This is a genomic window from Mesorhizobium sp. M1006 (assembly GCF_040318825.1).
Taxonomy (GTDB): domain Bacteria; phylum Pseudomonadota; class Alphaproteobacteria; order Rhizobiales; family Rhizobiaceae; genus Mesorhizobium.
This window is the reverse complement of sequence record NZ_JAMYMZ010000006.1, coordinates 91,485-115,235: the sequence shown is the minus strand read 5'-3', so window position 1 is coordinate 115,235 and position 23,751 is coordinate 91,485. Positions and strand designations below refer to the sequence as shown.

Here is a 23,751-nt window from a genome sequence, read left to right as displayed (position 1 = left end):
GTACTGATGAACTGATGGCTCTCAGAACGCGGTCATCTGCTTAGCTCCGTTCAGCGCACCAGCGCGTCCCGATGACAGCCAGACGGATGCCGGCAGTCCCGCCGACGCTACCCCTTGATCGCCGAGCCGACGATCGAATCCACGAAGAAGCGCTGCAGGAAGACGAAGAGCACCAGTGGCGGCAGCACAGCAAGCGTGGCGCCGGCCATGACCAGTCCTGTATTGAGGGCGCCTCTGTTATAGCTGAGCAGGCGGCTCAGGCTGATGACAATCGGATAGTCCTCCGCATCGCCCTGCAAAACTGTCAGCGGCCAGAGATAGCTATTCCAGTGATAGACGAAGGCAAACAGCGCCAGTGCCGCGATTGCCGGCGCCACGCTCGGCGCGACGATCTTGAACAGGATCAGGAGTTCCGACGCTCCATCCATCCGTGCTGCGTCGATCAGATCGTCGGGCACGCCGGCTATGAACTGGCGCATCAGGAAAATGCCGAACGCATTGGCGAGATTGGGCACGATGATGCCGGCAAGGCTGGCGTTCAGGCCGATTGATCCGACGAGACGGTAAAGCGGGATCAGCGTGACGATCGGCGGCAGGAACATGGTGGCGATCAGCACCGAAAACAGCAGTGAGCGGCCGGGAAAGTGATGCTTGGCGAAGGCGTAGCCAGCCATCATGCTGGTGACCAGAATGCCGGCGGTGGTGATCGTGGCGATCACGAGCGAATTCCACATCGAGCGGCCGACATTGATGACGCCGGACACGTTCTCGTACGCTTCGAGGGTCGGCGTGCGCGGTATCCACACCGGCGGCACCTGCATGGTTTCGGCCGGCGTTTTCAGGCTGGAGAGCACCATCCACAACAGCGGGAAGGCGGAGGCCACGGCAACCAGCAGCATCAGCGTGGCGAGCAGTGCTCTGCGGCCCGCCAGGCGTTTGCGCGCCAACCGGCTCGATGCTGAGCGGCCCGGCGCGCTCATTCGCCATCCTTCCGGTTGGCGAATGCAAACAGCGCACATACAATGACGATCAGCGACAGCATCAGCATCACTGCCATGGCCGAGCCCAGCCCGCCTTGTGCGCGCTCGATGCCGACTCGGCGGATATGGTAGGTCAGCACGTTGGTCGAGCCGACCGGCCCGCCTTGGGTGATCAGCGCCACCGGCTCGAACACTTGCACGGCGTTGATGATGGCAATGACGGCGCTGAACAAGAGCGTGCGGCTCAATAGCGGCAAGGTAATGAAGCGGAACTGTTCGCGCCGGTTGGCGCCGTCAAGCGTCGCCGCCTCGTAAAGACTGCCTGGGATCTGGGTCAGCCCGGCAACGGCCAGCACCGTAAAATAGCCGATCTGCTGCCAGACATTGAGGACGACGATCGAGATCAACGCCGATCTTGGCGAGGACAACCAGAGTTGCGGGCCGATGCCGGCGAGACCGAGCACCTGGTTGAGCGGCCCCTCGCTCGGCGAATAGAGCTTCGACCAGACCAGCGTCACGGCGATCATCGGCACCATGTAGGTGGAAAACAACACGGTCCGCAGCGCCGTACCGCCTGCGACATTGCGCTGGTGGACCATCAAGCCGAACACTACCGAAAGGGGTAGGATGAGCATCACCGATAATGCCGTGTAGATGGCGGTGTTGAGCAGCGCTCGCTTGAAATCCCGCCCGACCGAGGTCGGCCCGAATATTTCGCGAAAATTATCGAAGCCGATGAAGCTCGCATTGGAAAAAGGCGTCTGCGTCGACCAGTCCTGGAATGACAGCCAGATGGTGAGCAGCATCGGCAGCAGGATGAAAACGCCGATCAGTGTCACGGCAGGCGCCAGCATGATGCCCGCCGAGGCACGATAGGTCTTGATCATCGCTCTGCTTCCAAAGCGTCGGGCTCTCCAAACAGCGCCTTCGCTATTTGGCGGCACGCTCCAGGATCGAGACGGCATCGGCCTGCGCGTTCGCCTGCGCATCCTTGGCCGAGAGCTGCCCATACTGCAACGCCTCGAGCGTCTGCTGCAGCGATTCGCTGAACTCCTGGCCGCCCGGGACGACAGGGAAGGGCTTGGCGTCGACAAGCACGCTGACATAGCCGGACAGGAACTCGGAACCGAGCTTGTCCTTATGGGCTTCGATGTCGGAGGTCCGCGTCGGCAGGATGCCCATCGACATCAGAATATCCGACATTGCCGATGCGCCGTTCTTGCCGGACTTCGGACTGTTCAGCCATACCAGGAAATCCCATGCCGCTTTTTGCTCGGCCTGACCGGCATTGGCGTTGACGACGGTCATCCATGAATAGGAGATCGAGTGCGGCTTGTCGCCGCTCGGACCGACCGGGATGGGTGCGGTGGCGATATTGGAGAACTTGTCGCCCATGCCGCTCTTCAATGCGCTTTCCCACCAGTTGGCCATGATGATCATGCCAGTCTTGCCGGAGACGAAATTGTCGAGGAAGGGGCCGGTTGTGTTGGCGTCGGCCGTGGCCATCGCCGGATCGCTGGCGCCGGACTTGATCAGGTCCTCGTAAAGCTGGAAAGTCTCACCGGCTTGAGGACTGTCGAGCATCGGTTTGCCGTCCTTGACCAGCTCGCCGCCATTGGAGACCAGCAGCGAGGCGAAGGGATGGACGACGCCCGCCGCCCAGGAATTGATCAGGCCGAAGCCTTGCTGGCCGGCATCTTTCCTGGTCAGCTTCTGGGCCGCATCCTTCAATTCGGACCAGGTCTTCGGCGCGGCTGTAATGCCTGCCCGTTTGAACAGCTCCTTGTTGTAGTTCAGCGCGTAGACGTCGATCTCGTTTGGAATGCCGTAAAGCGTGGCGCCAACAGAGGCTGCACTGACGACACCGGCCGGCCACGCACTCTTGACCTCGCCGGCAACTGCATCGGGGGCCGGCGCGACCAGCTTGTCTCGCGCCAGTTCGGGCAGCCACAAATCATAGATGCCGCCGATCGTCGGCCCGTCCGAGCTGCCGCCCTGGGAACGCAGTGTCGTGAGGAGATCGCCGAAGGGGACGGCGCGCACGGTGACGGTCACATCCGGATTGCTCTTGGCATAGTCCTTGGCCGCGGCGTCCAGCAAAGCGACCGTTTCGGGCGACCAGTGGGTCAGATAGGAGATGTTGACCGATTGCGCCCAACCAATGGTGGGCGAGGCCAACAACCCTGCAGCAAGTGCCAGTTTCGAAATCCAAGCCAAAGACATCCGACCCTCCGCATAGCCACACAGCGATGTCCATGACGTTATGACAACCCGAAGCAACGATGCAAGCGCTATCTTCGTGGAGAGCTCCTGCCGGCGTTGCGGCGTTTTCTTACTCCGATTTTGTGAAGAGATATCACATATCATAAACAGGAGTTTAGATACGATGGCTCGAGCTGTTTCTAACTGCTGGCTATCCCCAAAACCTCTTGCGATCGAAGTCATGTCGTTATAATGACACTGAGCCGCTGCAAAGGATGCCGATGTCGAATGGGAGACGGAGCATGGTTCATCGACACGCTGCGCTCAGCCCGATCGGCTTTGGCGCCGCGTGCACCGGAGTCTGGACCGCACTGCCGACCAGAGCCGACGACGCCGTGGCGTCATGGAACTGGCGCTCCGAGGACCGGGCGGCAGCCAGTCGGAGTCGCTCTCGATGACACGCGTTCTGGCCATCGATCTTGGCGGCACCAACTTGCGCGCCGCTATCCATACCGGCGATGTTCGCTGGCTGGAGATGCTCAGCCGCGAGCCCGCACCAGCAAGTCTTGATGCCTTCGTCGCCCGCGTCGGTGCGTTGCGCGCCGAGGCCGGTCCGGTCGAGGCACTTGGCTTAGCGGTGCCGGGGCTTGTCGAGGGCTCGGTCTGCCGCTGGATTCCGAACCTGCCCTATCTCGACGGCATCGACATCGCGGCCTTGTTTCCTCGTCTGCGCGTTGCCGTTGGCAATGACTCGCAGGTCGCCATGCTGGCCGAAGCGGTCGAAGGTGCCGCAAAAGGCCTGTCCGATGCCATCCTGCTGGCGATCGGCACCGGTATCGGCTCCGCCGTTCTGGTCAATAACCACATCGTCGCCGGCGTACGTGGCGGCGCCTGCTCATTCGGCTGGGCCTGCGCCGACATCGAGGATGAAGGCGAGGACCGCAGCGGCTGGCTGGAGCGCTTCGCTTCCGGGCGGGCGTTCGACGCCGCGGCGCGCCAGATCGGGCTGGCCAATGGCGGCAGGCTGGTCGAGGCGGCCCGGGCTGGCAACACGGCCGCACTTGACGCCTTGGAGCTGCCGGCGCGCCGGCTGGGCACTGCCTTGGCGGGTGCGGTCGCGCTGCTTGACACCCAGGCGGTCCTGATTTCCGGCGGGCTTGCCGATGCGCTGGACGTGGTAGGGCCGCCGCTGCTTGCGGCATTGCGGCGTCAGCTGCCGCCGCATCTGCGCGATGTCGTGCTGCGGTCCGGCGAATTCGGCTCCCGCGCCGGTCTCGTCGGCGCCTCGCTGGCCGGTCTCGCCGGAGCACAGTGGAGGCAGATTAGATGAGCCAAGTGAGCTTTCAGCAACCGGACCGCCGAAGACCCGAGCCGCTCTGGTATCAGGTGGAAGAGGCCATCCGCGCCATCGTCAAGAGTGGCGATTGGGCGACCGGCGACCAGATTCCGGCCGAAGACAGACTGTGCGCCCTGTTCGGGGTGAGCCGCATCACGCTGCGCCACGCGCTGCGCAATCTGGAAGAGCACGGGCTGCTCAGGCGCGAACATGGCCGTGGCACCTTCGTGCGCTCCACCACGCTGGTCGCCGGCACCCGCGAACTCACCAGCTTCACGCAGGAAATGGGCAATATGGGCGTGGTCGCCGGCTCGCGCTTGCTCGACTGCAGCCTGACCACCGCCAATGCCGCCGCGGCCGGAGCGCTGGAGATCGAAGAGGGCGACCCGGTGGTGCGCATCCGGCGGCTCAGGCTTGGCAACAACGAACCGATCGGTATTCAGACTGCGCAACTCTCGGCCGCGCGCGTGCCCGGCTTTCTCGATGCCGGCCTGTTGCAGGGCTCGCTCTACGAAGCGTTGGAACGCCATTACGGCATCGTGCCGGTCGCGGCGCGCGAAAACTACCGTGTTGGCGCGGTCGGGACGGCGGATGCCGAGTTGCTCGATCTGCCTGCGGGGAGCCCCGCATTCGTGGTCGAGCGCATCACCACCGACGAGCGTGGCCCGTTCGAATTCACCGTCTCGGTGATGCGCGGCGACCGCTACGAAATCCGCTCGACGCTGCGTGCCGGTCGCGCCGCGCCAACCGCAAGAAGCTGAGCCATTACCGAAGCCGACACATAACAGGAGTACCGACGTGTCCGATCTCTACATACCTCGCCTTGCCGCCCTCATCGAACAGGCCTCGAAAGCCAATGCCGAAGCCTTTGGCGAAGCGGCCAGCCGCTTTGCCGACACGCTCGAGAGCGGGGGGTTGGTTCATCTTTACGGCTCGGGCCACTCGGTGTTGCCGGTCCAGGAAGTGTTTCCGCGCTACGGCAGCTATATCGGCTTCAATCCGCTGACCGACCCGCGTGTCATGTGGCATAACGTGCTCGGCGCCGGCGGCGTGCGCGAACTTCTGTGGCTGGAGCGGACCGAGAAATACGCCGAGAAATTCCTCGATCACCAGCCGCTGAACAAAGGCGATTCGATCATCATCTTTGGCCACAGCGGCCGCAATTCGTCCGGCATCGACACCGCGCTCTATGCGAAAAAACGCGGCATCTTCGTCGTTGCGATAACTAGCAAGAACAATCTCGACAAGCCGGCGACGCACTCTTCCGGCAAACGGCTTGCCGATGCCGCCGACCTTGTCATCGACACCTGCTCGCCGATCGAGGATGCCATCGTGCCGGTCGAGGGCTGGAGCCGGCCGGTCTCCGGTTCGTCGACCGTGCTTGCCATGATCCTGGCGCATGAGCTGATCGCCCGCACCGCCGAGGCGCTTTCGAAACGCGGCATCGAACTGCCGGTTTTTGCCTCGCCGACAATTGCCGGCGTCACACTGCACGACACCGACGTCATCTATGGCGTCTATCGCGAGAAAATGCTCGAGGCACAAAGGAAGCATCTGCCGACGTTCCAGGCGACCATGCGCGGCGACTGACAACCGGGGAGGGCACGCAAAACACTAGGACGTAGTGTTCTAGGCAAGCCGCTTGAATGGTTTGGCCGAGGACGTTTTCGACAAATCCGCCAGCAGCCGACCTTCAGGTCGTCGCGTATCCTTCGACCGGCCGCGGCCGGAACCGAGACGACAACTTGCAGGGATGGAGCGGTCGATAGCGCTTTCGCGGACTCGCGCCGGTGCCGCTACGTCCGCCACCTGGTGGCGTGCGGGGGTTTCACCAACGTCGAAATACGCCTAGTCCGGCAAGCCCGCCAGACGCCAGCCATCGACAAAGGGCTGGGCAGCACTCATGCTCCTAAATGGCAAGTTCGCTACTAGTTCGCCGATCGTCCAACCTGGATTGCCCGCAAGAAATAGGCGGGCTTCCTCCTGTGCCTCAGGCAAGCGGCCGGCAAGGGCAAGCGCGGCAATCAGGTGCTCCCTCGAACCTGTCCCGTAGGTTTCTTCCCGGCTCAAGGACACGACCGCTTCTTCGTACTGACCGGTGGAAATCTGCGCCATTCCCACGATCCAGAAATACCAACCGGGTGGACGAGGATTTAAACGCAGCGCCTCCGCGCAAGCTATCAGGGCCGCTTGCGGCTTGCCCAAGTAGATTTGAAGCTCACCAATCCATGCAACCGCATCTGCATTGTTGGGATTTATCCGAATGGCAGCATCGAATTGAGATTTTGCTTCATCCCAATTGCGCTCAAAAAGCTGAACGCAGCCTAGGATCCTGCGAACGTTGGAATCGCCGGGATCGATTTCCACGGCCCGTTGTGCGTGCATCAGAGCCTTTGCGCGGCCGGGTACCTGTGGTTCTCCCCAAATAATCCAGCCAAACAGCAGTGAGATGGCAAGATTGCTGTGCGCTTCACAGTAGTTTGGATCGAGTGCAACGGCACGTTCCAAAGCTGAACGCGCCTCGCTGTTGTCTGATCTGGAAATGTTCCATTTGCCTCGCGACCTAACACAAAGATCATAGGCTTCGAGATTTGACGGTCGAAAACGGCTAACAATGTTCCTTTCACTGAGCTTGCCAGAAATCGCTTCAACAACGCGTCGCGTGACCTCGTCCTGAACGTCGAAGATGTCGGCGATTTCGCGGTCGAAACGCTCGGCCCAGACATGATTGCCGCCTTCCGCCGCGTTGATCAGCTGCACATTTACACGCAAACGCTTGACGGACCGCCTCGCGCTGCCCTCAAGTATGTACTTGACCCCTAGATCGCGAGCGATCTGACGGACATCACTGGGCTTGCCCTTGTAGGCGAAGGTGGAGTTACGGGCGATTACGAAGAAGCCCGGTACATTGGAGAGATCGGTGATGATGTCCTCTGTCAGGCCGTCGGTAAAGAACTCCTGTTCGGCGTCGCCGCTCATGTTGATGAAGGGCAGCACGGCGATGGACGGCTTGTCGAGAAGGGCGAGCGGAGCCGGAGTGGCGCCGATTAAGACAGTTGGCTCGCGACGGGCAGGCGTACCGACCTCCAGCGCATAAACACGCATCGGCTCAGCAATGTTCTTAAGGACTCTCTCGCCGAGATCACAAATCGCGAGGTCGTGCCGGCTCCGCACCTGACGGTAGGCATCTTCAGACAGGCAGATTGTTCCTGGCTTCGCCATGCCCTCCAGACGAGCAGCGATATTGACGCCATCGCCCATCAAGTCGCCATCCGCTTCCTCGACAACATCGCCGATATGAATACCGATGCGCAGTTCAATTCGACGCTCTGCCGGCAATCCGGAATTGCGCTCGAGCATCCCTACCTGCAGCTCCATAGCGCAGCGGACCGCGTCAACGCCGCTCCGAAACTCGGACAGCACGCCATCGCCGGTGCTCTTCACGACCCGACCCCGATGAACTGCGATGGTCGGGTCGACGAGGTCGCTTCGCAGCGTGCGGATGCGAGCGAGCGTACGATCCTCGTCACTCGCCGTCAGACGGCTGAAGCCGACGATGTCCGCCACCAGGATTGCCGCGAGCTTGCGTACTTCGGTCATTGCATGCCCATACCCGAACCTATCACAGCTGCGGACGGATGCCGCGCAGTTTGTGGCCAGCGAGATACCCTCCAATCAGTTCCGCATACGGACGAAGAAGCACAGCTTTGGGTAGTGAACGGAGTGACCGCTCAACGCGTCACCCTGGACGTCGAGGCGACCCGCGCGATCCGGCAGGCTGAGGTGGGAGCCGCGCGCACCAGGATTGACAGGACCGCGGACCGCTTCGGCCTGAAGCCGGAGTATTTGGCCGCCGACAGCGCCTATGGATTGGCGGCGAACCTCAGGCGCGCGACGAGTTCCTCCTCGCCGCTACCACTGTTCACCCTTAGCCGAGAAGGTCGCAATCGGCTGGAGAACCGACCCGCAGTTTTGGACAGCTCGATCAGCCGACGTCAGCCGTCTGGTTTGAGCGGTTCGTGCTCAATTACCTGGACAATGTCGGTAAGCTCGATTTCCGGTAATGCTCGCGCATCCCACGCAGCATCATGTCATCCGGCCACTCGGCCGATTTTCTGAGACAGGCAGCTCCGATGCAAGCTGAATATCCGCGCATTTTAAGACGTTAACGACAGCGGATTTTGCTCGCGTCATCATCGCAGACACACCGCATCGGACCGGGAACGATGCGGACCTCGCGAAACCGGATGGTCGACGTCTTTCATCGCTCATAATCAGCGGGAATAGTCGGCTTACGACACCGAGCGTCTGCATGGCTCTCGCGCCGCGATGCAAGGCCAGGAAAGCCTTACGCCAGATCAGTTTGTGAAAAGTCATTGCCCTTGTAAAGCAGGGCAAGCCGATGAGCCTTCGCGCAGGCGTAGGCAAAACAATCGCCGAAATTGAGATCGGCTTTGTTCCCGACTGCTTTGCCGTATTTCATGCTGGCTTCGATCGCCCGGTCGCCGATGTCGCCGGATATCGTGATTTCCTTGCCGGCGATCTCGATCAAAAAGGCGTCGACGGTATCACGGGCTTGCGCCAGCATGTTGGCCGTGGGCTTGGCGTTCTTTTTGATGGCTTCGGCCGACGCTCGCGCGAGTCCCTGGACTGCCTCGAACCGGACGAGCGGGGAGATATACAGCGGCTTGGTCGCGGCCGCGAGCCGCTTTTCCAGTTCTTCCGCGCCAGGTTCCTCGTTCAGGATGGCAACGATCACCGAGGCATCGACGAACATCAGTCGTCGCCCCACATTTCGTCGGTGAATTTCTTCATATCGAAATCAGGGTTGGCTGGCCCGATCCGCCGCGCCATTTCCTTGACTTTGGCAAGTCTCTCGCGCAGCGGGACGCTGCCGCGGTTGCGCTCGATCTCATGGCGCAAGGCGGTTCTGACGGCCTCGGTCTTGCTGCGCGCCTTGGTAATCTGCTGCAGCTCGACGGCCATGGCGTCGACATCGGGGTCGCGAATGAAGAGCGGCATTTTGTATATCCTCATGAGTGATATATGTATATCATGCCGGAGATATACTCGCCAGCGAATTCGCGAGCGGCGGTTTTGATAAGGAGGGGAGGGAGGAATGCAGCTCGCGAAAATCCGTCGGGAGGTTCGGTTCTGGTGCTCAGTCCTTGGAATTGCTCGGCGTCTGAAACACGTCGCTCCGGCCATGTCACTGTCAACGCCTACATGCCCAAGGCGTATCGACGCTACGTGCGCCGACGCATGCGCATCCCAACATCCGCGGCGATCGGTTGATGTCGATAGACCGCCCACGCGCCCGACGAGGCCGCGCCAGCTGCATCGATTGCGTCAGGTTCATAACGGCCATAATCCCGGCCCAGCGAACTCTCTCGTTAGGGCAGCTCGGGGAGTGCTACGGCTGGATGCTCTTGGGAACATCCCGAGCGCATGATCCGGCGGCGAGGATAAACAATCTGAACCACGCGCTGCCTCCACATGATGGCGCCGGCGAACTCAACGAAGCCGTGCTGCCATTCGTGCTGAACTGGATAACACGGCCTATCTTCTCGCTCGAAAATTCGGCGGCCTCGACAATCATTGCCGGGGTTACCTCGACGGATCCCTTCGCCGTCTATCCGCGTCTCATCGGCTGTCGCGCTGATCCGGATTGACAGCCACCCGCAATTAAAGGGCCGTTTGATGACACCTAGCCTCCCCAGCAGTATTAGTTCACAAAGCAGGTCGGCACCCCGCGATCCGCTGGATCCGGTCAGCGTGTGCTTCGGGTTCGGGGTGCAAGATCAGGCGGTGCCATTTGCACGGATGGCGGCGAACCAACCACCACGGCAGGGGCGCCAGATTGCTCACCACGTTGGCTCTCCACTTCGCGGCTCATAGCTTGGTGAGCAGCTTGCATCTCCGGAACGGTGAAAACCGGCACCTCGCCCTTGAAACCCTGGAGTTCAAAGGCGCCCGCCTGGACGACCGGCATCGGCGCTCCTGCCGCAAAGCCGGGACCAAGCACCAGGGGGATGCCCAGCTTCTTGGTCGTCGACTCGAGCCGAGCCGTGCGGTTCACCGGAGAGCCGATCGCGGTGTAATCGAAACGCCGTTCGGAGCCGAAATTGCCTACCGAGCAGATGCCCGTCTCGATGGCGACGCCGATTGCGATGGAGGGGTGGCCGTCCGCGGTGAAGGCGGCGTCTTCGCGCTTCACCCGTTCGATCAGGGCAAGGCCCGCGTCGAGCGCGCGCTCGCGATGGTCCGGCTGATCAAGCGGCGCGTTCCAGAAGGCCAGCACCGCGTCACCCATGAACTTGTCGATGGTGCCGTCGCGCTTGAGGATCTCATCGGTCGCAATGCCGAGGAAGTGGTTGACCACCTTTGCGATTTCCTGGGTGTCGAGTTGTTCGCTCATCGTCGTGAAGCCGCGTATGTCGCTGAGCAGGATCGTGATCTCGCGCTTCTCGCCGGACAGGATCGCTTCGGTGTCTGAGCTTGCGAGGCGCTGCACCACGGAAGGTGACAGATACTGGGCGAACTGCCGTGCCAGGGTGGACCGGCGCTGCTCGCTGCGCCTGTAGAGAACATAGCCTTCGAAGCCGGCTACCAGGATCGTCGCAAGCGCCGGCTGCAGCGGGTCATAGAGTGCACCCTGCAGGCTGTATTCGAGAGCGCCGAACACGAACGGCGTGACGGCAAGCAGCACGAGAGCCAGGGCACCAAGCACGACACGCCCGGCGAGCACTCCGGAAAGTCCGATAAAAATGACGGCACTGAGGACAAACCAGAGCCGCTCCACCGTGCGCGCATGCGTTGGCTCTGTTAGGTAGCGCCCCGCAAGCAGCTGGCCGATTGCATCGGCGTGGATGTCCGCGCCTGGTCGCGCTGGACGTGTCGGGGTGGGCAGGTACTGCGTCAGTCCCACGGCCGACAGATCGACAATGGCGATGGCGTCCCGCAGCCGTGGATCACTGCCGCCCGAAAGGATAGTGCTGGCAGATATACGCGGCGTATCCGTGGCGGTTTCCCAGAGGCGGATGGTCCCCTCCGGCTCGAGCAGCACGATGGCGCCGGCCATCCTGAGTGCGTCGAACCCGGCTGCATTCATCCGGGCTATGTAGCCGTCCTGCCCGGCGTAAAGGCGAAGAAGCTCGAGCGCGAAGGACGGCCACAGCTGCACGCCTTGAGCGGTATTGCGAAGCCACAGCAGCGGCACATGGCGCAGTACGCCGTCGGGATCGGGCAAGGTGCGAATTACCCCGAGGCCCGCGGCGGCGTTCGAGAATTCGGCAAGCGAGCCGGTCAGGCCGGTGAAGCCGGGAAGTGTGTCGGGTACCTGTCCGACGATCGACCAGCCGGCTTTGGGCCCTGCATCTGAAACCGTCGCCTCATTGCCCAGGCTGACAGCAAGCGCCGTTCGATTTTTGGCCAGCGCCGCTGCCAGGCGCTTGTCTCCGGCGATGCCCTCAGGCGAGGTGTCGGCCTCTGGCAGCACCAGCGCAAGCCCGATGACCGCGGCGCCGGACTTGGTGATGCCATCGACCAGATCGGCCAAGAGGCCCCGGTTCCAGGGCCATCGCCCATGTGCCTTGAGGCTGGCGTCGTTTATCGAGACAATCACGACAGGATTGCTCGTCGCCTGGCGCGGAGCGAGAAACTGGTAGAAGTCGTACGTCCGCTCACGCAGGCGCGACAGCGGCCCGTCGAAAGCCAAATGGCAAGCGAGCAGCAGGAGCACGACCAAAAAGCCGGATATCTTACTCCTGGCAGCTTGCCGCCAATCAGCCCAGCGCCAACCGACCAAGAGGCTCATGTCGTGCGGCCAGGCCTATTCACAGTAGTAGCAGCAACCCTCACCCTGACACTCGCCCTTATTCACGCCGCCGCCCACGGGTGGCGTTGGGGTGTCGGGGAACTCCATGACCACTCCTGGCAATGCGCCGTCGGTGGAGTCGCAGATTTTGAGCGAGCCGCCGAGTGCCGACGCACAAAGTGCGCTTACGTCCAATCCCGGACCCGGTGCGCCTGGCAGGCCGGTGCCGGCAATCCGGTCGATGCTGTCCAATATCGGGAAGGTGTCGATTCCGCCGTAGCCGGTCAGCAGCTTGCCATCTTCCGATGTGCAGGCGTAGCCCGGGTTTGTGATGACCAGCCGTTTGCCATTGATCGTGCAGGTCATGCGGCCGGCGCGCAGAATGCCCACGGTCTGGCCGGCTGCCACCAGCACTTCGATGATGCCGCCTCTGGCCCCGAGCACCATATGCGGCGTCGCAACCTGCATGACGCCGCCTTTCGAAACCTGGCCGCCATAAAAACGGGCCAGGCCGCTGTTCATCCCGATGTCGATCTTTCCCGATCCGGAGCCCGGATTGTAGACGAATTCATCGATCGTCAGGCTGGTGTTCGGACCAATCTTGGCGCTCGATTCGTCCCGGAACACCAGCATTCCAAGACCGGTGGGATTGCTGCGCAGCTGGTCGCCGAGTTCGACGCCGGCCCCAACGTTCATTGTCCCGCCGTTGTTGCGGACGATGTTGGTCTGGTAGGCCGTCATCGACCCGACCGTTTCAGCGGCGGATGGTGCCGAAAAAACAAGGCAGGCGACAAAAATGGCGATCTGACGGTACGGGGTCCTCATCGCGGCCTCTTTCAATTGAGCGTCAACGTATAGCTCATGAGCATTTCGAACGATTTTCGGTCGCGGTTGGCGATGTCGAAGTTGGTTTCGCGATAGGCGAGATCGACGCTGATCTTCTGCGCCTCCGTCAGCTGAAAATCGCTTTCCGAGGCAATGCGCCAGAAGTCGCTCTTGATATCTGTGCCGATGCCGACGGACAGATCGGGAGTGTTGCTGTGGCCGGCCGAAAAAGCGATCTGGTGCGACCATGCGAAAAGATCCGGTACGTTCATCAACAGGCCGCCATAGCGGACCTCGCCCGTGTAGCTGTGGCCGATTTCGCCAGATCCGGAGGCGAAGTCATTCGAGCCGACCAGCCGCAGTCCGAGCGCCTGGCCATTGCGGAAGCGGTAGCTGCCGCCCGCCTCGTAGAAAACCCTGCTATCGGCGAAAATGCCTTGCGAGGCGCTTAGATCGATGTAGCCGCCGCCTGCGAAAAGCGTCGTTTCGACCGTAGGGCGCACAAGAAAGCGCCCACTGACGCCGATGCCGGTCTCGTGGATATCGCTGTCGAAACGATCCGTAACTGTGAACGCCGAAAGCAGCAGGCGCAGCGAATCGATCCCACTGTTCGGCAGCCCCTTGTCCCAGGTGATTGCGGCGTTGCCGTGGATGAAGGTCTCCTCGCTACCCGGAACCGACAGGTCTTCCGTGAAAAAGCGCTGTGTCGCGGTCAATGAGCCTGAAAGGACGAGAGCGTCGGCGCTTGGCGTGCCGAGGTCCCACCGGACAAAGCCTTCCGCCCGCCCATAGGGCGAGACGAAGCTGTCGTCGTCCTGCGCCCCGCCGGGCTCAAAATCGGTAAATGCGCTGAACACGCCGCCGGTCAGGGCGAGTTCCCAGGTGACGCCACGCAACGCGCGCTCGATGCGGGCGAGCAGGCGAACGGCTTCCTGCTGCTCACTTGCGGTCAGACCGCCGACTTCGATGCCGTACTGCACCTGCCGCCGGGCCAATTCATAGGAGCCGACATGATAGTACAATCGGCTGGCCGCCAGTCGGGCGCGCGCATCGCGGGGATATTTGATCAGATACTGCTCGATTGAGGAGATCGCCTGATCGTATTGTCCCGCGTTGACGGCAACCGTGACGAATTGAGCGAGCGTTCCATTGTCGGCCGGACTGGCGATGCGGGCCGAAAACGCATCGTCATATGCCGTAAAAAGACCTTGTGCGCCGGCCGGCAATACGCCGGTACAAAGCAGCGCTGCGGCGAAGCCGAAGATCGTTCGAAACGAAGATTGCATGCCGAGAACCCACCCCAAACCCGACTAGTGCGAAGGATTTAGCACGACTCCAAGAAAAAGGCGACTGAACTGTCACCAGACCATGCGAGTCTCAGCAGCTGTTGCAGCGGCGCAACAAACTATCGGGTTTATTCGTATTTCGGCTGCGCTGGTTGTCAAAACATCTTCTCAGCGTTGCTGTACATAATTGAAGTATTCGGCACCAGTGGCAACTAACCCAAATCATCATCAGGGGCGGATCGAACAGCCGACAAGATTAATATTGTTTGCGCGATTCTGCGCGTATCTGGTCATCGAATGAGGCTTCAAGGTCACCCACGGCTCATCCAAAGGTCTTCCGTCGCGTTGCGCAAGGGGTCGGAGAGCTGCCGGAAGGTGCTTCTCACGACGCGTGCGCGATGCGGCACGGCTCTTGCTGTTTCGTTGAACGCGACGAGGTCAGTTATCGCCGACTCGCAGGGACGCGTCACCGGACGCGTCTTGCTACAGCACGAGCATGGTGGCCAGCCCCAGCATCAGGCCCATGCCTACAATATCGGTCACGGTGGTGAGGAAGATCGCCGAGGCGACCGCCGGATCGGCGCCGACCCGGCGCAGGCCCAGCGGGATCAGCACGCCGGAGATTCCGGACATGAGGCACGATCCGGACATGGCGAGCAGGATCACAAGTGCCAGCATCGGCGCCTGGGCCGCCGACTCCGGTTGCCGCGAGGCGTAGAACCACATCGCCGCAGCCGCCACAAGACCGACGAGCACGCCGTTGGCGATCCCGAGCGCGCCCTCCCGCATCACCAGGTGCAGCTTCGGTCGTTTGTCCACATCCCCCAGGGCAAGGCCACGCAGCGTCATAGCCAGTGCCTGGCAGCCGGTGTTTCCGCTCTGCCCGGCCAAGACCGGGAGGAACGCCGCCAGGGCGACGATCTTCTCGATCGTGCCTGTGAATGAACTGACCACGAAAGCGGCCATGAAGGCCGTCAGCAGGTTCAGCTGCAGCCACGGATGACGCTTCAAGAAGGCTGAAAACAGCGGCGTAAAAGAACGCTCCTCCTTCTGGACACCCACCATCTGGCCAGACTGAGCGGAAATCTCGATGATTTGCTGCTCGAACAAGCGCCAGCCGCGAACCTGCCCGAGCAGCCGGTTCTCCGCGTCCACCACCGGATAGACAGGGTACTGACGGCGTACTGCTGCCTTGCAGGCGTCGCTCAAAGACAGACCGACATTAAGGGCGAACGGCCTGGGCAGCATGATCTGATCCACCGTCGCGTCCGCTTCGCTCAGCATCAGATCGCGCAGGACCACCAGGCCAACCAGTTTATTGCCTTCGTCCGTGACGTAGAGATAAGTGAGCTCGGTCGGCACCTGGGCGCGTCTGACCGCCTCCACTGCGGCGGCAACCGTCGTCGCGACAGGAACGCTGGCGGGAATCGGGTCCATCAGCTCGACGAGCGAGTCGGGGACCGCGAAATCCTTGCCACTGCCATGAGACCTGATGGGCCGCATATGCGGTGGCAAATGCTCGGCCACCTTACGGGCGTGCCCGTCCGGCAACAGCTTTAGTGTGTCGCGGATGAACTCGGGAGATTCTCGGGCCAGCAATTCAGCCGCGTCATCAGGTGCTCGAGCACGTAATGTGCGCACCAACTTCTGAATGTCGTTCTCTTCTTTCATTTGCTACGGCCCCCAAATTGCTAGAGTCATGCCTCTGACAGTATGACACGGATTGGATCGCTCCGTCTGGCGCGCAGTGGACCAAGCGCCTCGATCCCGAAATCTTCACCTCTCGGGCCCGAGTGGACCGAACCCAGATAGATCTGCGCCATTGCGTGGGTGCATACAGGCGGGCTGTAACGTCAGAGTGTCGCCGAGAATTTGACATGTTGCGAACTTCACCGGTCTTCTGGGCTTTGCGAGCACGCCGACCAATGAACTTAAAACCGGAAATTCTGCAGAGGCAGGGTCTCCGGCGTTCGAATGATTGCCTCATCCGGCGCATCTTGCCAGTTTCACCAGGTATTGAGGCCACGGCCGGTTAAGATCTGCGACTGCTTGCACACAAGGATGTGGAGCACGAGCTCCTTCGAGGACGATTTCATGACGGTCTTGCACCAAGGCAAAAACTTCGGCAAGTTCGTTGCGTCTTGGAAGAGGGCAACAACAATGAAATTTTCGTGCGTAGGCATGATGCCGGTCGCGGCAATGGTGATTTGCGCAAACTCGTTCACTCCAACCGCCGCCCGCGCTAACTCGGTTGCCTTCGATTATGGATATCAGATGGCAGCTTATTTGTTTTGCTCTCAATCGATCTATAACGACAGACGTTTTGGCGACTTTCTTGTTGAGGATGGGAAGTATAACAAAGCGAAAGAGTACAATCGTGGCGTTGCCGCTCTGAAGGCCGCGCTCAAAGGCCCCCACCCTAGGAAAGTGTGCTTCGATGCCGCCCGCGCCAGCGGTTGGTGGACCGACCGCTGACGGCTTTCGAACTCGGTCTTTAGTTGGTTGCTTATCGGCTTCGGCTCCACCGCCAATCGGCAGGCCGTCGAAGCCGTGCAACCATGCCTCGGCACGCTCGCTGTCGCGGCGCTGGCACTCCGGCTCCACGATTGTCCAGGGACGGATCTCGAAAGCCGGCAACTCGGATGTGCGGCGTTTGCTCTGCGAGGCGGTATCGGGTCTGGTGATCCGCTTCAAGGGCAGGGACAAGGTCAAGAGCTGGGGTGAGGCGACCGCCAAACGCTCCTGCCACCGTAGAGCCAGTGTCGCGGTGGCCCCGCAAGCTGGCGGTGATCATCATCGCCTTTGAGAGCCTCTTCGCCATGGAACCGGGTCAGTGCCGGCAGACCCCGGCCGAGGTGGCGCAGACGGTGAAGGCCGTCGGCCCTGGTGGCTCGTCGATTTCAACCACGCCTATATTGAATCCACCCATCGGGAGCCTGAACTTCCGCGAGCAACTGCGGGCCATGGCGCCGTGGCAGGGCACCTGCATGTCCATGATTCCTTCGGGCGCCCGCAGAGCTCCACAGAACCTACCTCCCGCAGGAGGATGCAGCTCTGAGTATAGGCGACCTGCACGTGCCTCTCGGCTGGGGCGAGATCGAATGGGATGACATCTCCATTGAGCTGGCCTTCTTGCCGGGAACGCCCTCATTGTGGTAATCGGACCCCCTATCGCAACGAGCAGCCCGATTGCCTGGCCCGGGCAAAAAAATCTAGTCACCTTGAACGATCGCGCTGAGCGCGGAGCGGCGGAGTAAAAACGGAGAATCCGCAGCTGTTGTGGTGCCAATGTCGGCCAGAGCTGCCGAATTCGTTGGCAGCGAGCCGTTCCGCATTGGCAAGGTCGACCGTAACGAGTTTTGTCCGTCTGTTTCGATGAGATTGTAAGAAGAGTTCGCCTGCCGGTCTAGGATACGACGGCCAGCATTAGTTGGCTTGTCCCTGGTGGTCGAGCGCGGGCAGGGGCGGAAACGTGCCAGTCACCTACCCGTTGGTCAGCCGGGCCCTCGGCTGATTTCTGCTCCATGTGATCGCATGTGTGTTCGCCATCCCGGTACCTTGGCGGGCGTGCGCCAGCTCGCTTCTGACTATTCCCTTTCCTTCGCACTTATCTTGATTCCGCGCCGTTCCGCGTACTCGATCAATGCGAGTTCTATCACCGAGGTGATAGAACGCCGCTCCGCTTCTGCAAGCTGTTGCGCCAAGGCCAAGACCGGCGGATCAAGGCGGGTGGTGAACGGCTTTTTGGTCATTTTCGCTCTGCGGCTTGATATTCGGTTTCAAAAGGCGCATAGATATGCACGTGCACCGCACTTGCATCGCACGTGCGGCGGCTGGCCAGAGTGCGCCAAACTCCAGTCAGCCTGACCACAACCCAAGCTGATGGAGCTCGGATCATGGCTGATTCCGACAATACCACGACTCTGCCTTCCGTCACCCGCAGGCGAGTACTTGAGGGAACAGTCGTGGCCACCACCGCGTGGACACTCGAAGGCAACGCGCCCGCAAGCGGCGCCGGAAGCACGAATGTGCGTTCTGATCCTGCACTGGCGCTTTGGCGGGAATGGGAGAGAGTCCATAAACAGACCGAGCGGCTTTGCCGCAGGCAGCAGCGCTTGGAGACAAGGCTTGTCGAGAGCGTCGGCTTTCCTTGTGTGACCCTCCGCGTGCCCGAAGGTAAGGAACTGACGGTCCACTCGATCGAGCGGCTCAATGAAGTGCTCGGCAACGGGCCGGATACCGCCGCTCTCCGAGGGAAGGCCGAAACTGAGTTCGCAATGCATCAAGCACGCTGGGATGCGGCGGCCGAGAAGACAGGTTACACCGCTGCGCTCAGGGCCGAACGCGAGGCTTGCGACCGGGCGAAGGATCTTCTGGGAGCTTTCTCAACCACCCACGCCACGACTCTTGCCGGTGTGGCGGGCAAGCTCGATGCCGTGGTGCGAGAGGGCGAAGCCTGGGAGGAATGCTCCGAGTTTCCATGGCCGCAAATCCGCTCAGCGCTCTGTGATCTGGTGCGCATCGCCGAAGGCTTTGGTGCTGACCGGGTGCGACGCCGAAGGATCCGTCCTGACCAAGCTGAAACTCTCCGCCATTCCCGATGACCGTCCGGTCAGGATCACGGTCGAACTGCCCGGCCGTTCATCGCGATCTCGTCGCCTATGCTGAATTGCGCGGCCGCGAGACCGGACAGACAGTCGCCGATCCGGCAAAGCTGATAGCGCCGATGCTGACCCGGTTCATGACAACGGACAGAGCGTTCGTTCGCCAGACCCCGACGCACTCTGAAACCGGGTGACTGCTCGGTTCATGCCGGTCGGAAGAGTCTCAGCACGAATGCCGATCGCGCAGGAAAGAGATGAAGGTCGGCAGGGCAGGATTGGCGTTGTCGGGGCGCCAACGGGCTAAACTGGAGATCTGGATTGGTTTGCCTCCGATCCGCAGCTTACGACAGACCGCATCCTGAGGAATGCTGTCGGCATCTCGGTCGTGGATCAGAGCGACTCCAAGTCCGTTTCCGACAAGGCGCAAAAGGATTCCCGCACTGACGTGATGTTCGACGATTGGAGGAAACTGCACGCCGCGTCCAACAGCGTCGGCGAGCTGAAATGTTTCGCCCCTGCGCACCAGCAACGTTTCCTGGTGCAACTCGTGCCACTCGATCACGGAACGGCTGGCGAGAGAATGATTTGAAGCAAGAACGACAGCCAGAGTGTCTTTCCACAGCGTCAATTCGAATGCGCCGCCGGCAAACCGGGAAGAGGAGGTCACGACCACGTCGACCTGGGTGGCACCCAGAGCAGCCTCAGGCGAAGGATAAGGACCCTCTGTCAAGCTGACAGTCACATTGGGATGAGATTGCCCGAACTCGATAATCGCATCCAATGCTCGCCCGGCGAGGATCATCCCGTTGGAGCCGATGGAAAGCCTATGTTTTTCATCCTTAATGCCGGTCCTGGCCAGGGTGAGAGTATTGTCCAGTTCGAGCAGCACCGAGCGCAGACGATCCAGGAAACGCTCGCCGGCTGGGGTTGGGCCAACGCCGCGAGCATGGCGATGAAATATCGTCGTTCCCATCGCGTATTCGAGATCGCGTATGCGCCGGCTGAGCGCAGTGTGATCGATCCCGGCGCGCCGCGCTGCGCGCAGAAAGCTACCCTCCTCTGCGACCACAAGCGCATAATTGAGTGTCGTGAGTTGAATGGAGCTCCGCATCTCTACTCAAAGTCAAGTTGGCGACAAAACGCGTTTGAGCGCTTTTGACGCCGGCGGGCTATCCCCAAATCTCAGTATTGACACTGAGTGAAACCATTCCGGCTTCTTTAGGCAGGATCACGCGGACAAGGACGATATCATTGCATTTTTGGGGTGATCGTTATGGAGGGGACGTCGCACTCCAGGAGGAGAGCACAACTCAGACCGGTCATTTCGCTTGGAAAATCCGGTGCTTGAACAAAGATAAGGCGGCGGACCGTCTCGAATTGAAGGTCCGCCGTTCCGGGTCGTTCAGATCACAAGGAACGAACCTGCCGTAAGCGACAGACCTGGAGAGAGAGTGGCGAACTGTATTTGAGCTGCGCCGCCGATGCCGTCGCTGTCGAAAGAGAGCGCTCCGGTTGAACTGTTGTAGATGATATGGTCGGAGCTATCATGCGCAGCCGTGCCAGCAAAGAAAGCATCGGATGAAAGGCCGCCCAACTTAAGCCCGGCAAAAACGGCGTCGTCGAGCTGGATCTTGTCCTGGAGCTTGTTGAAGTCGGTGACCTTGTCGATATTGCCGGCTCCAAGAGCGCTGTTGAACACGAAGGCATCATTGCCTCCGTTACCGGTCAAGATGTCGGCACCGCCGCCACCATTGATGATGTTCGCGCCGGCGTTGCCCTGGATGGTCTGGGCAAAGGCGTTGCCTGTGAGATTGATCGCCGTGGTGCCAGACGGGTACCTGGCAGCGAGAAGCTCAATCTCGGAGCCGGCCGAAAGGGCATGACTCACCGAAGTGAATACCTTGTCCGCGCCGCCCCCCAGTGCCTCAACCACCTTGTCGCCGGCGTTGTCGACATAGTAGGCATCATTGCCGCCATAGCCGACCATGGTGTCAGCGCCGCCGAGGCCGTTGATGATGTTGGCGCCGGCATTGCCCTGGATGGTTTGGGCGAACTCGTTGCCGTTCAGGTTGATTGCCGTCGTGCCGGCCGGGTACCTTGCGGTGAGAAACTCGATCTCGGAGCCGGCCAACAGGGCGTGACTGACCGAAGTGAACACCCTGTCTGTACCACCGCCCACCGCCTCGAACACCCTGTCGCCGGCATTGTCGACATAGTAGGTGTCATTGCCGCCATAGCCGGTCATTGTGTCAGCGCCGCTGAGGCCATTGATGATGTTGGCGCCGGCATTGCCCTGGATGGTCTGGGCGAACTCGTTGCCGGTGAGGTTGATTGCAGTCGTGCCGGACGGGCTGTTGGTGGCAAGAATCTCAATCTCCGAGCCTGCTGAAAGCGTATGGCTCACCGAAGTGACCACCCTGTCGGCGCCGCCGCCCACTGTCTCGATGACCTTGTCACCGGCATTGTCAACATAGTAGGTGTCATTGCCACCATAGCCGGTCATCGTGTCAGCGCCGCCGCCACCGTTGATGATGTTGGCGCCGGCATTGCCCTGGATGGTCTGGGCAAATTCGTTGCCGGTGAGATTGATTGCCATCGTGCCGGCCGGGTACCTTGCGGTGAGAAGCTCGACCTCGGAGCCGGCCGAAAGGGCATGGCTGACCGAAGTGAACACCTTGTCTGCCCCACCTCCCTGTGCCTCAACCACCTTGTCGCCGGCATTATCGACATAGTACGCATCGTTGCCGCCGTAGCCGGCCATCGTGTCAGCGCCGCCGAGGCCGTTGATGATGTTGGCGCCGGCATTGCCCTGGATAGTCTGGGCGAATTCGTTGCCGTTGAAGTTCATTGCTGTGGTGCCGGACGGATTGCTGGTGGCGAGAAGCTCGATCTCCGACCCGGCCGCAAGCGCATGACTTACTGACGCGAGCACTTTGTCGGTACCGCCGCCTGCTGCCTCAATCTCCTTGTCGCGGACATCTTCGACATAATAGGTGTCATTGCCACCATAGCCGATCATCGTGTGGCCGCCGGCGCCGTGGAACACATCGTCGCCGCTGGTGCCATACAAGGTGTCGCTTGTGTCGACGGGAGGCGGTTCGGTCCCAGTCGTTGCGAGGTTGTGCTCCCGGAAAACGGCTTGTAATTCCGGAGAGCTCTCTAATGCGGTGTCGCCGTTCTGCGTTCCCCATTTGTAGGTGTAGTCGAAGGCAGGTGACGGAACCAGCTTGGCCCAATGATCGATCATGATTTGCATCTGTTCGGCGGTGGGCATGACCTGTCTGCCGCCGTCGGAAGTCTCCCAGTTACCGCCACCGAAGGCCTGATAGACCGGAACGATGTTGCTGATCGGGATGCCGGATTTCACCGCTGCAGCCACGGCTCGGTCGATCATGTCGTAGTCGACCGTGTCCGTTCCCGTGCGCACCGGATAGGGGTCTATTCCAAAATAGTCGATATGCGTGTTGGCCGGATTGTAGGTGTTGGTAAAATCCGGATTGGTCGGGGATCCCATGTTCATCATGGTGATGAAGGTCTTGGCGCCTGGAAAATGCTCATGGATCCAGTCGGATTCCGCCTTCAGGTTCTCGGCGGTTGCATAGGTGCCCCACCTGCCCGTGGGATCGGGCTCGTCAACCAGATAGAACCCAAACACATTCGGATTGCCGAGGAAGGGGGTCATTTTCTCGATGAAGGATGCGGTTACGCCCTCATGCTCGTTGAGGTACACCAGGCCTTTCATGCCGTCAGGCAATGCGTCGACCAGCGAAACATACTGAACGTCAGCCAGATTGAAGCCGGCGGTTGCGATTTCGGTGGCAGAACCACCCGATGCATAGTGCAGAGTTGCCATCCATAATCCCTCATTTTGATTCGATAGCGCCCCGCGGATGTCTGCCTACTAGAGGGTGTATATTAGCGCCAAATCACATACCTGCAGGCTCTGATAGAATGGTTGATCGCCAATAGGAATGCTGCACGGAAGGAGTAACTTCCATGGACATAATAAATAAGTAACAAGAATATGATCCCATCAAAGGGCCGTGTTTATCCAGCCCATCTGGTCAGATTGAAAGACAGATAGTTTAATATCTAGAGCGTATCTTGCAGATCGCTGAAATAAACTTGTAAACTATGTTTCTATCTAACTGTTCACCCGCGCATTGAGAGATCAGACAGACGTTCACCTAAGAGCCAGACCCCTCCACAGTCTCACTCCCGCAACCAATTAGTTGTGGATAATTCGTAGGCGTCCCCGCGTTCGTCGCGTGAAATCGGTCGGCAGATCAGGTTGCCGGCATCGGTACGGTCGAATCGGCTTATCCGCTGGTCGCAAGGAGGCAGGTTGCGCCAGGAGTTGTGGCTGAGGGGTCGACTATCATGCCTGGTAGCACAAGCGGGACAAGCTGAGGCGCGAACCCGGACCGGGCGCTTAGGAATCCGACGCGCCCAGCGTAGAGCAGCCGTACAACGCACGACTGTGGGAAGCGCTTTCTTCGGTTGCCTTATCAGTTGCAAGTCCGGCTTGGCCGAACCCCTAGTGTTCGAGGCGCAATTCATCCGCGTACCCGTTCCTATGCACCACCAGATGCCGTCGAGGTGGTTCGCGATACCCGTAAGGCCGTGATCCCCATGCAGTTTGCCTCATTCAAACAGACGAGGACAGTATGCAAGCCTCCTCCTACCGTATCCTTTCACGCGC

General features: G+C 60.7%; 19 protein-coding genes and 3 pseudogenes. 9 read left to right on the top strand and 13 right to left on the bottom strand.

What is annotated here, in order from left to right; translation table 11 throughout:
* Positions 1–107 precede the first annotated feature (107 nt).
* Genes NKH60_RS07740 through NKH60_RS07730 form a run of 3 tightly spaced genes read right to left on the bottom strand, consistent with a single transcriptional unit; the run spans position 108 to position 3,203 of the window.
* Positions 108–980: a carbohydrate ABC transporter permease gene (locus tag NKH60_RS07740; protein WP_352871698.1), complete on the bottom strand. Its 873-nt coding sequence runs from the start codon at positions 978–980 to the stop codon at positions 108–110.
* Positions 977–1,867, bottom strand: coding sequence for a carbohydrate ABC transporter permease (locus NKH60_RS07735; RefSeq protein ID WP_352871696.1), 891 nt, complete (start codon positions 1,865–1,867; stop codon positions 977–979). The genes NKH60_RS07740 and NKH60_RS07735 overlap by 4 nt, the downstream gene beginning before the upstream one ends.
* A 43-nt stretch (positions 1,868–1,910) precedes the next feature.
* Positions 1,911–3,203: an ABC transporter substrate-binding protein gene (locus tag NKH60_RS07730; RefSeq protein ID WP_352871694.1), complete on the bottom strand. Its 1,293-nt coding sequence runs from the start codon at positions 3,201–3,203 to the stop codon at positions 1,911–1,913.
* Between the two features lie 433 nt (positions 3,204–3,636).
* Between NKH60_RS07730 and NKH60_RS07725 the strand changes: the two genes are divergently transcribed.
* Genes NKH60_RS07725 through NKH60_RS07715 form a run of 3 tightly spaced genes read left to right on the top strand, consistent with a single transcriptional unit; the run spans position 3,637 to position 6,108 of the window.
* The gene (locus tag NKH60_RS07725; RefSeq protein ID WP_352871692.1) at positions 3,637–4,512 is read left to right on the top strand and encodes an ROK family protein; all 876 of its coding nucleotides are present in this window, start codon (positions 3,637–3,639) and stop codon (positions 4,510–4,512) included.
* Entirely contained in the window at positions 4,509–5,279 is a 771-nt protein-coding gene (locus NKH60_RS07720) for a GntR family transcriptional regulator (protein ID WP_352871690.1), read from the top strand. The genes NKH60_RS07725 and NKH60_RS07720 overlap by 4 nt, the downstream gene beginning before the upstream one ends.
* 37 nt (positions 5,280–5,316) lie before the next feature.
* Positions 5,317–6,108 (top strand): sugar isomerase domain-containing protein, encoded by a 792-nt coding sequence (locus tag NKH60_RS07715; RefSeq protein ID WP_352871688.1) that lies wholly within the window; start codon positions 5,317–5,319, stop codon positions 6,106–6,108.
* A gap of 258 nt (positions 6,109–6,366) precedes the next feature.
* On the opposite strand, the gene NKH60_RS07710 is transcribed toward NKH60_RS07715, so the two are convergent.
* Complete coding sequence (locus NKH60_RS07710; RefSeq protein ID WP_352617941.1) at positions 6,367–8,118, bottom strand: adenylate/guanylate cyclase domain-containing protein; 1,752 nt, start codon at positions 8,116–8,118, stop codon at positions 6,367–6,369.
* A 138-nt stretch (positions 8,119–8,256) separates the two neighbouring features.
* Here NKH60_RS07710 and NKH60_RS07705 point away from each other — a divergent pair.
* Positions 8,257–8,403 (top strand): annotated as a pseudogene (locus NKH60_RS07705) (IS5/IS1182 family transposase); the annotation flags it as partial.
* Positions 8,404–8,866: 463 nt separating this feature from the next.
* On the opposite strand, the gene NKH60_RS07700 reads toward NKH60_RS07705, so the two are convergent.
* A complete protein-coding gene (locus NKH60_RS07700) occupies positions 8,867–9,295 on the bottom strand; it encodes a type II toxin-antitoxin system VapC family toxin (RefSeq protein WP_352871685.1) in 429 nt (142 codons plus the stop codon).
* Positions 9,295–9,540, bottom strand: a complete 246-nt coding sequence (locus tag NKH60_RS07695; protein WP_352502773.1) for a type II toxin-antitoxin system VapB family antitoxin — start codon at positions 9,538–9,540, stop codon at positions 9,295–9,297. The genes NKH60_RS07700 and NKH60_RS07695 overlap by 1 nt, the downstream gene beginning before the upstream one ends.
* Positions 9,541–9,941: 401 nt before the next feature.
* On the opposite strand from NKH60_RS07695, the gene NKH60_RS07690 reads away from it, so the two are divergent.
* Positions 9,942–10,190 (top strand): hypothetical protein, encoded by a 249-nt coding sequence (locus NKH60_RS07690; protein WP_352871683.1) that lies wholly within the window; start codon positions 9,942–9,944, stop codon positions 10,188–10,190.
* A 98-nt stretch (positions 10,191–10,288) separates the two neighbouring features.
* Here the strand turns inward: NKH60_RS07690 and NKH60_RS07685 are convergent, their stop codons facing one another.
* From NKH60_RS07685 to NKH60_RS07670, 4 genes are all read right to left on the bottom strand, one after another.
* Positions 10,289–12,259: a CHASE2 domain-containing protein gene (locus NKH60_RS07685; RefSeq protein WP_352871681.1), complete on the bottom strand. Its 1,971-nt coding sequence runs from the start codon at positions 12,257–12,259 to the stop codon at positions 10,289–10,291.
* A gap of 90 nt (positions 12,260–12,349) precedes the next feature.
* Positions 12,350–13,174 carry a FecR family protein gene (locus NKH60_RS07680; protein ID WP_352871679.1) on the bottom strand — a complete coding sequence of 275 codons (825 nt, stop codon included), beginning with the start codon at positions 13,172–13,174 and terminating at the stop codon, positions 12,350–12,352.
* Positions 13,171–14,445, bottom strand: coding sequence for a tetratricopeptide repeat protein (locus NKH60_RS07675; RefSeq protein WP_352871677.1), 1,275 nt, complete (start codon positions 14,443–14,445; stop codon positions 13,171–13,173). Before NKH60_RS07675 ends, NKH60_RS07680 begins: the two co-directional genes overlap by 4 nt.
* 483 nt (positions 14,446–14,928) lie before the next feature.
* Positions 14,929–16,116 (bottom strand): magnesium transporter, encoded by a 1,188-nt coding sequence (locus tag NKH60_RS07670; protein WP_352871675.1) that lies wholly within the window; start codon positions 16,114–16,116, stop codon positions 14,929–14,931.
* A gap of 423 nt (positions 16,117–16,539) precedes the next feature.
* Between NKH60_RS07670 and NKH60_RS07665 the strand changes: the two genes are divergently transcribed.
* Positions 16,540–16,920, top strand: a complete 381-nt coding sequence (locus tag NKH60_RS07665; protein ID WP_352871673.1) for a hypothetical protein — start codon at positions 16,540–16,542, stop codon at positions 16,918–16,920.
* 100 nt (positions 16,921–17,020) lie between these two features.
* Positions 17,021–17,246: pseudogene (locus NKH60_RS07660) on the top strand (transposase); the annotation flags it as partial.
* A 786-nt stretch (positions 17,247–18,032) separates the two neighbouring features.
* Here the strand turns inward: NKH60_RS07660 and NKH60_RS07650 are convergent.
* The gene (locus NKH60_RS07650) at positions 18,033–18,197 is read right to left on the bottom strand and encodes a hypothetical protein (RefSeq protein ID WP_352593088.1); all 165 of its coding nucleotides are present in this window, start codon (positions 18,195–18,197) and stop codon (positions 18,033–18,035) included.
* A gap of 144 nt (positions 18,198–18,341) precedes the next feature.
* On the opposite strand from NKH60_RS07650, the gene NKH60_RS07645 reads away from it, so the two are divergent.
* Together NKH60_RS07645 and NKH60_RS07640 are read left to right on the top strand one after the other, a co-directional pair.
* Positions 18,342–19,049 carry a hypothetical protein gene (locus tag NKH60_RS07645; RefSeq protein ID WP_352871671.1) on the top strand — a complete coding sequence of 236 codons (708 nt, stop codon included), beginning with the start codon at positions 18,342–18,344 and terminating at the stop codon, positions 19,047–19,049.
* A pseudogene (locus NKH60_RS07640) lies at positions 19,015–19,243 on the top strand (DUF2274 domain-containing protein). Before NKH60_RS07645 ends, NKH60_RS07640 begins: the two are co-directional and overlap by 35 nt.
* A gap of 29 nt (positions 19,244–19,272) precedes the next feature.
* On the opposite strand, the gene NKH60_RS07635 reads toward NKH60_RS07640, so the two are convergent.
* Positions 19,273–20,160, bottom strand: a complete 888-nt coding sequence (locus NKH60_RS07635; RefSeq protein WP_352871669.1) for a LysR family transcriptional regulator — start codon at positions 20,158–20,160, stop codon at positions 19,273–19,275.
* Between the two features lie 291 nt (positions 20,161–20,451).
* Positions 20,452–22,902: a calcium-binding protein gene (locus NKH60_RS07630; RefSeq protein WP_352871667.1), complete on the bottom strand. Its 2,451-nt coding sequence runs from the start codon at positions 22,900–22,902 to the stop codon at positions 20,452–20,454.
* Between the last annotated feature and the right edge of the window lie 849 nt (positions 22,903–23,751).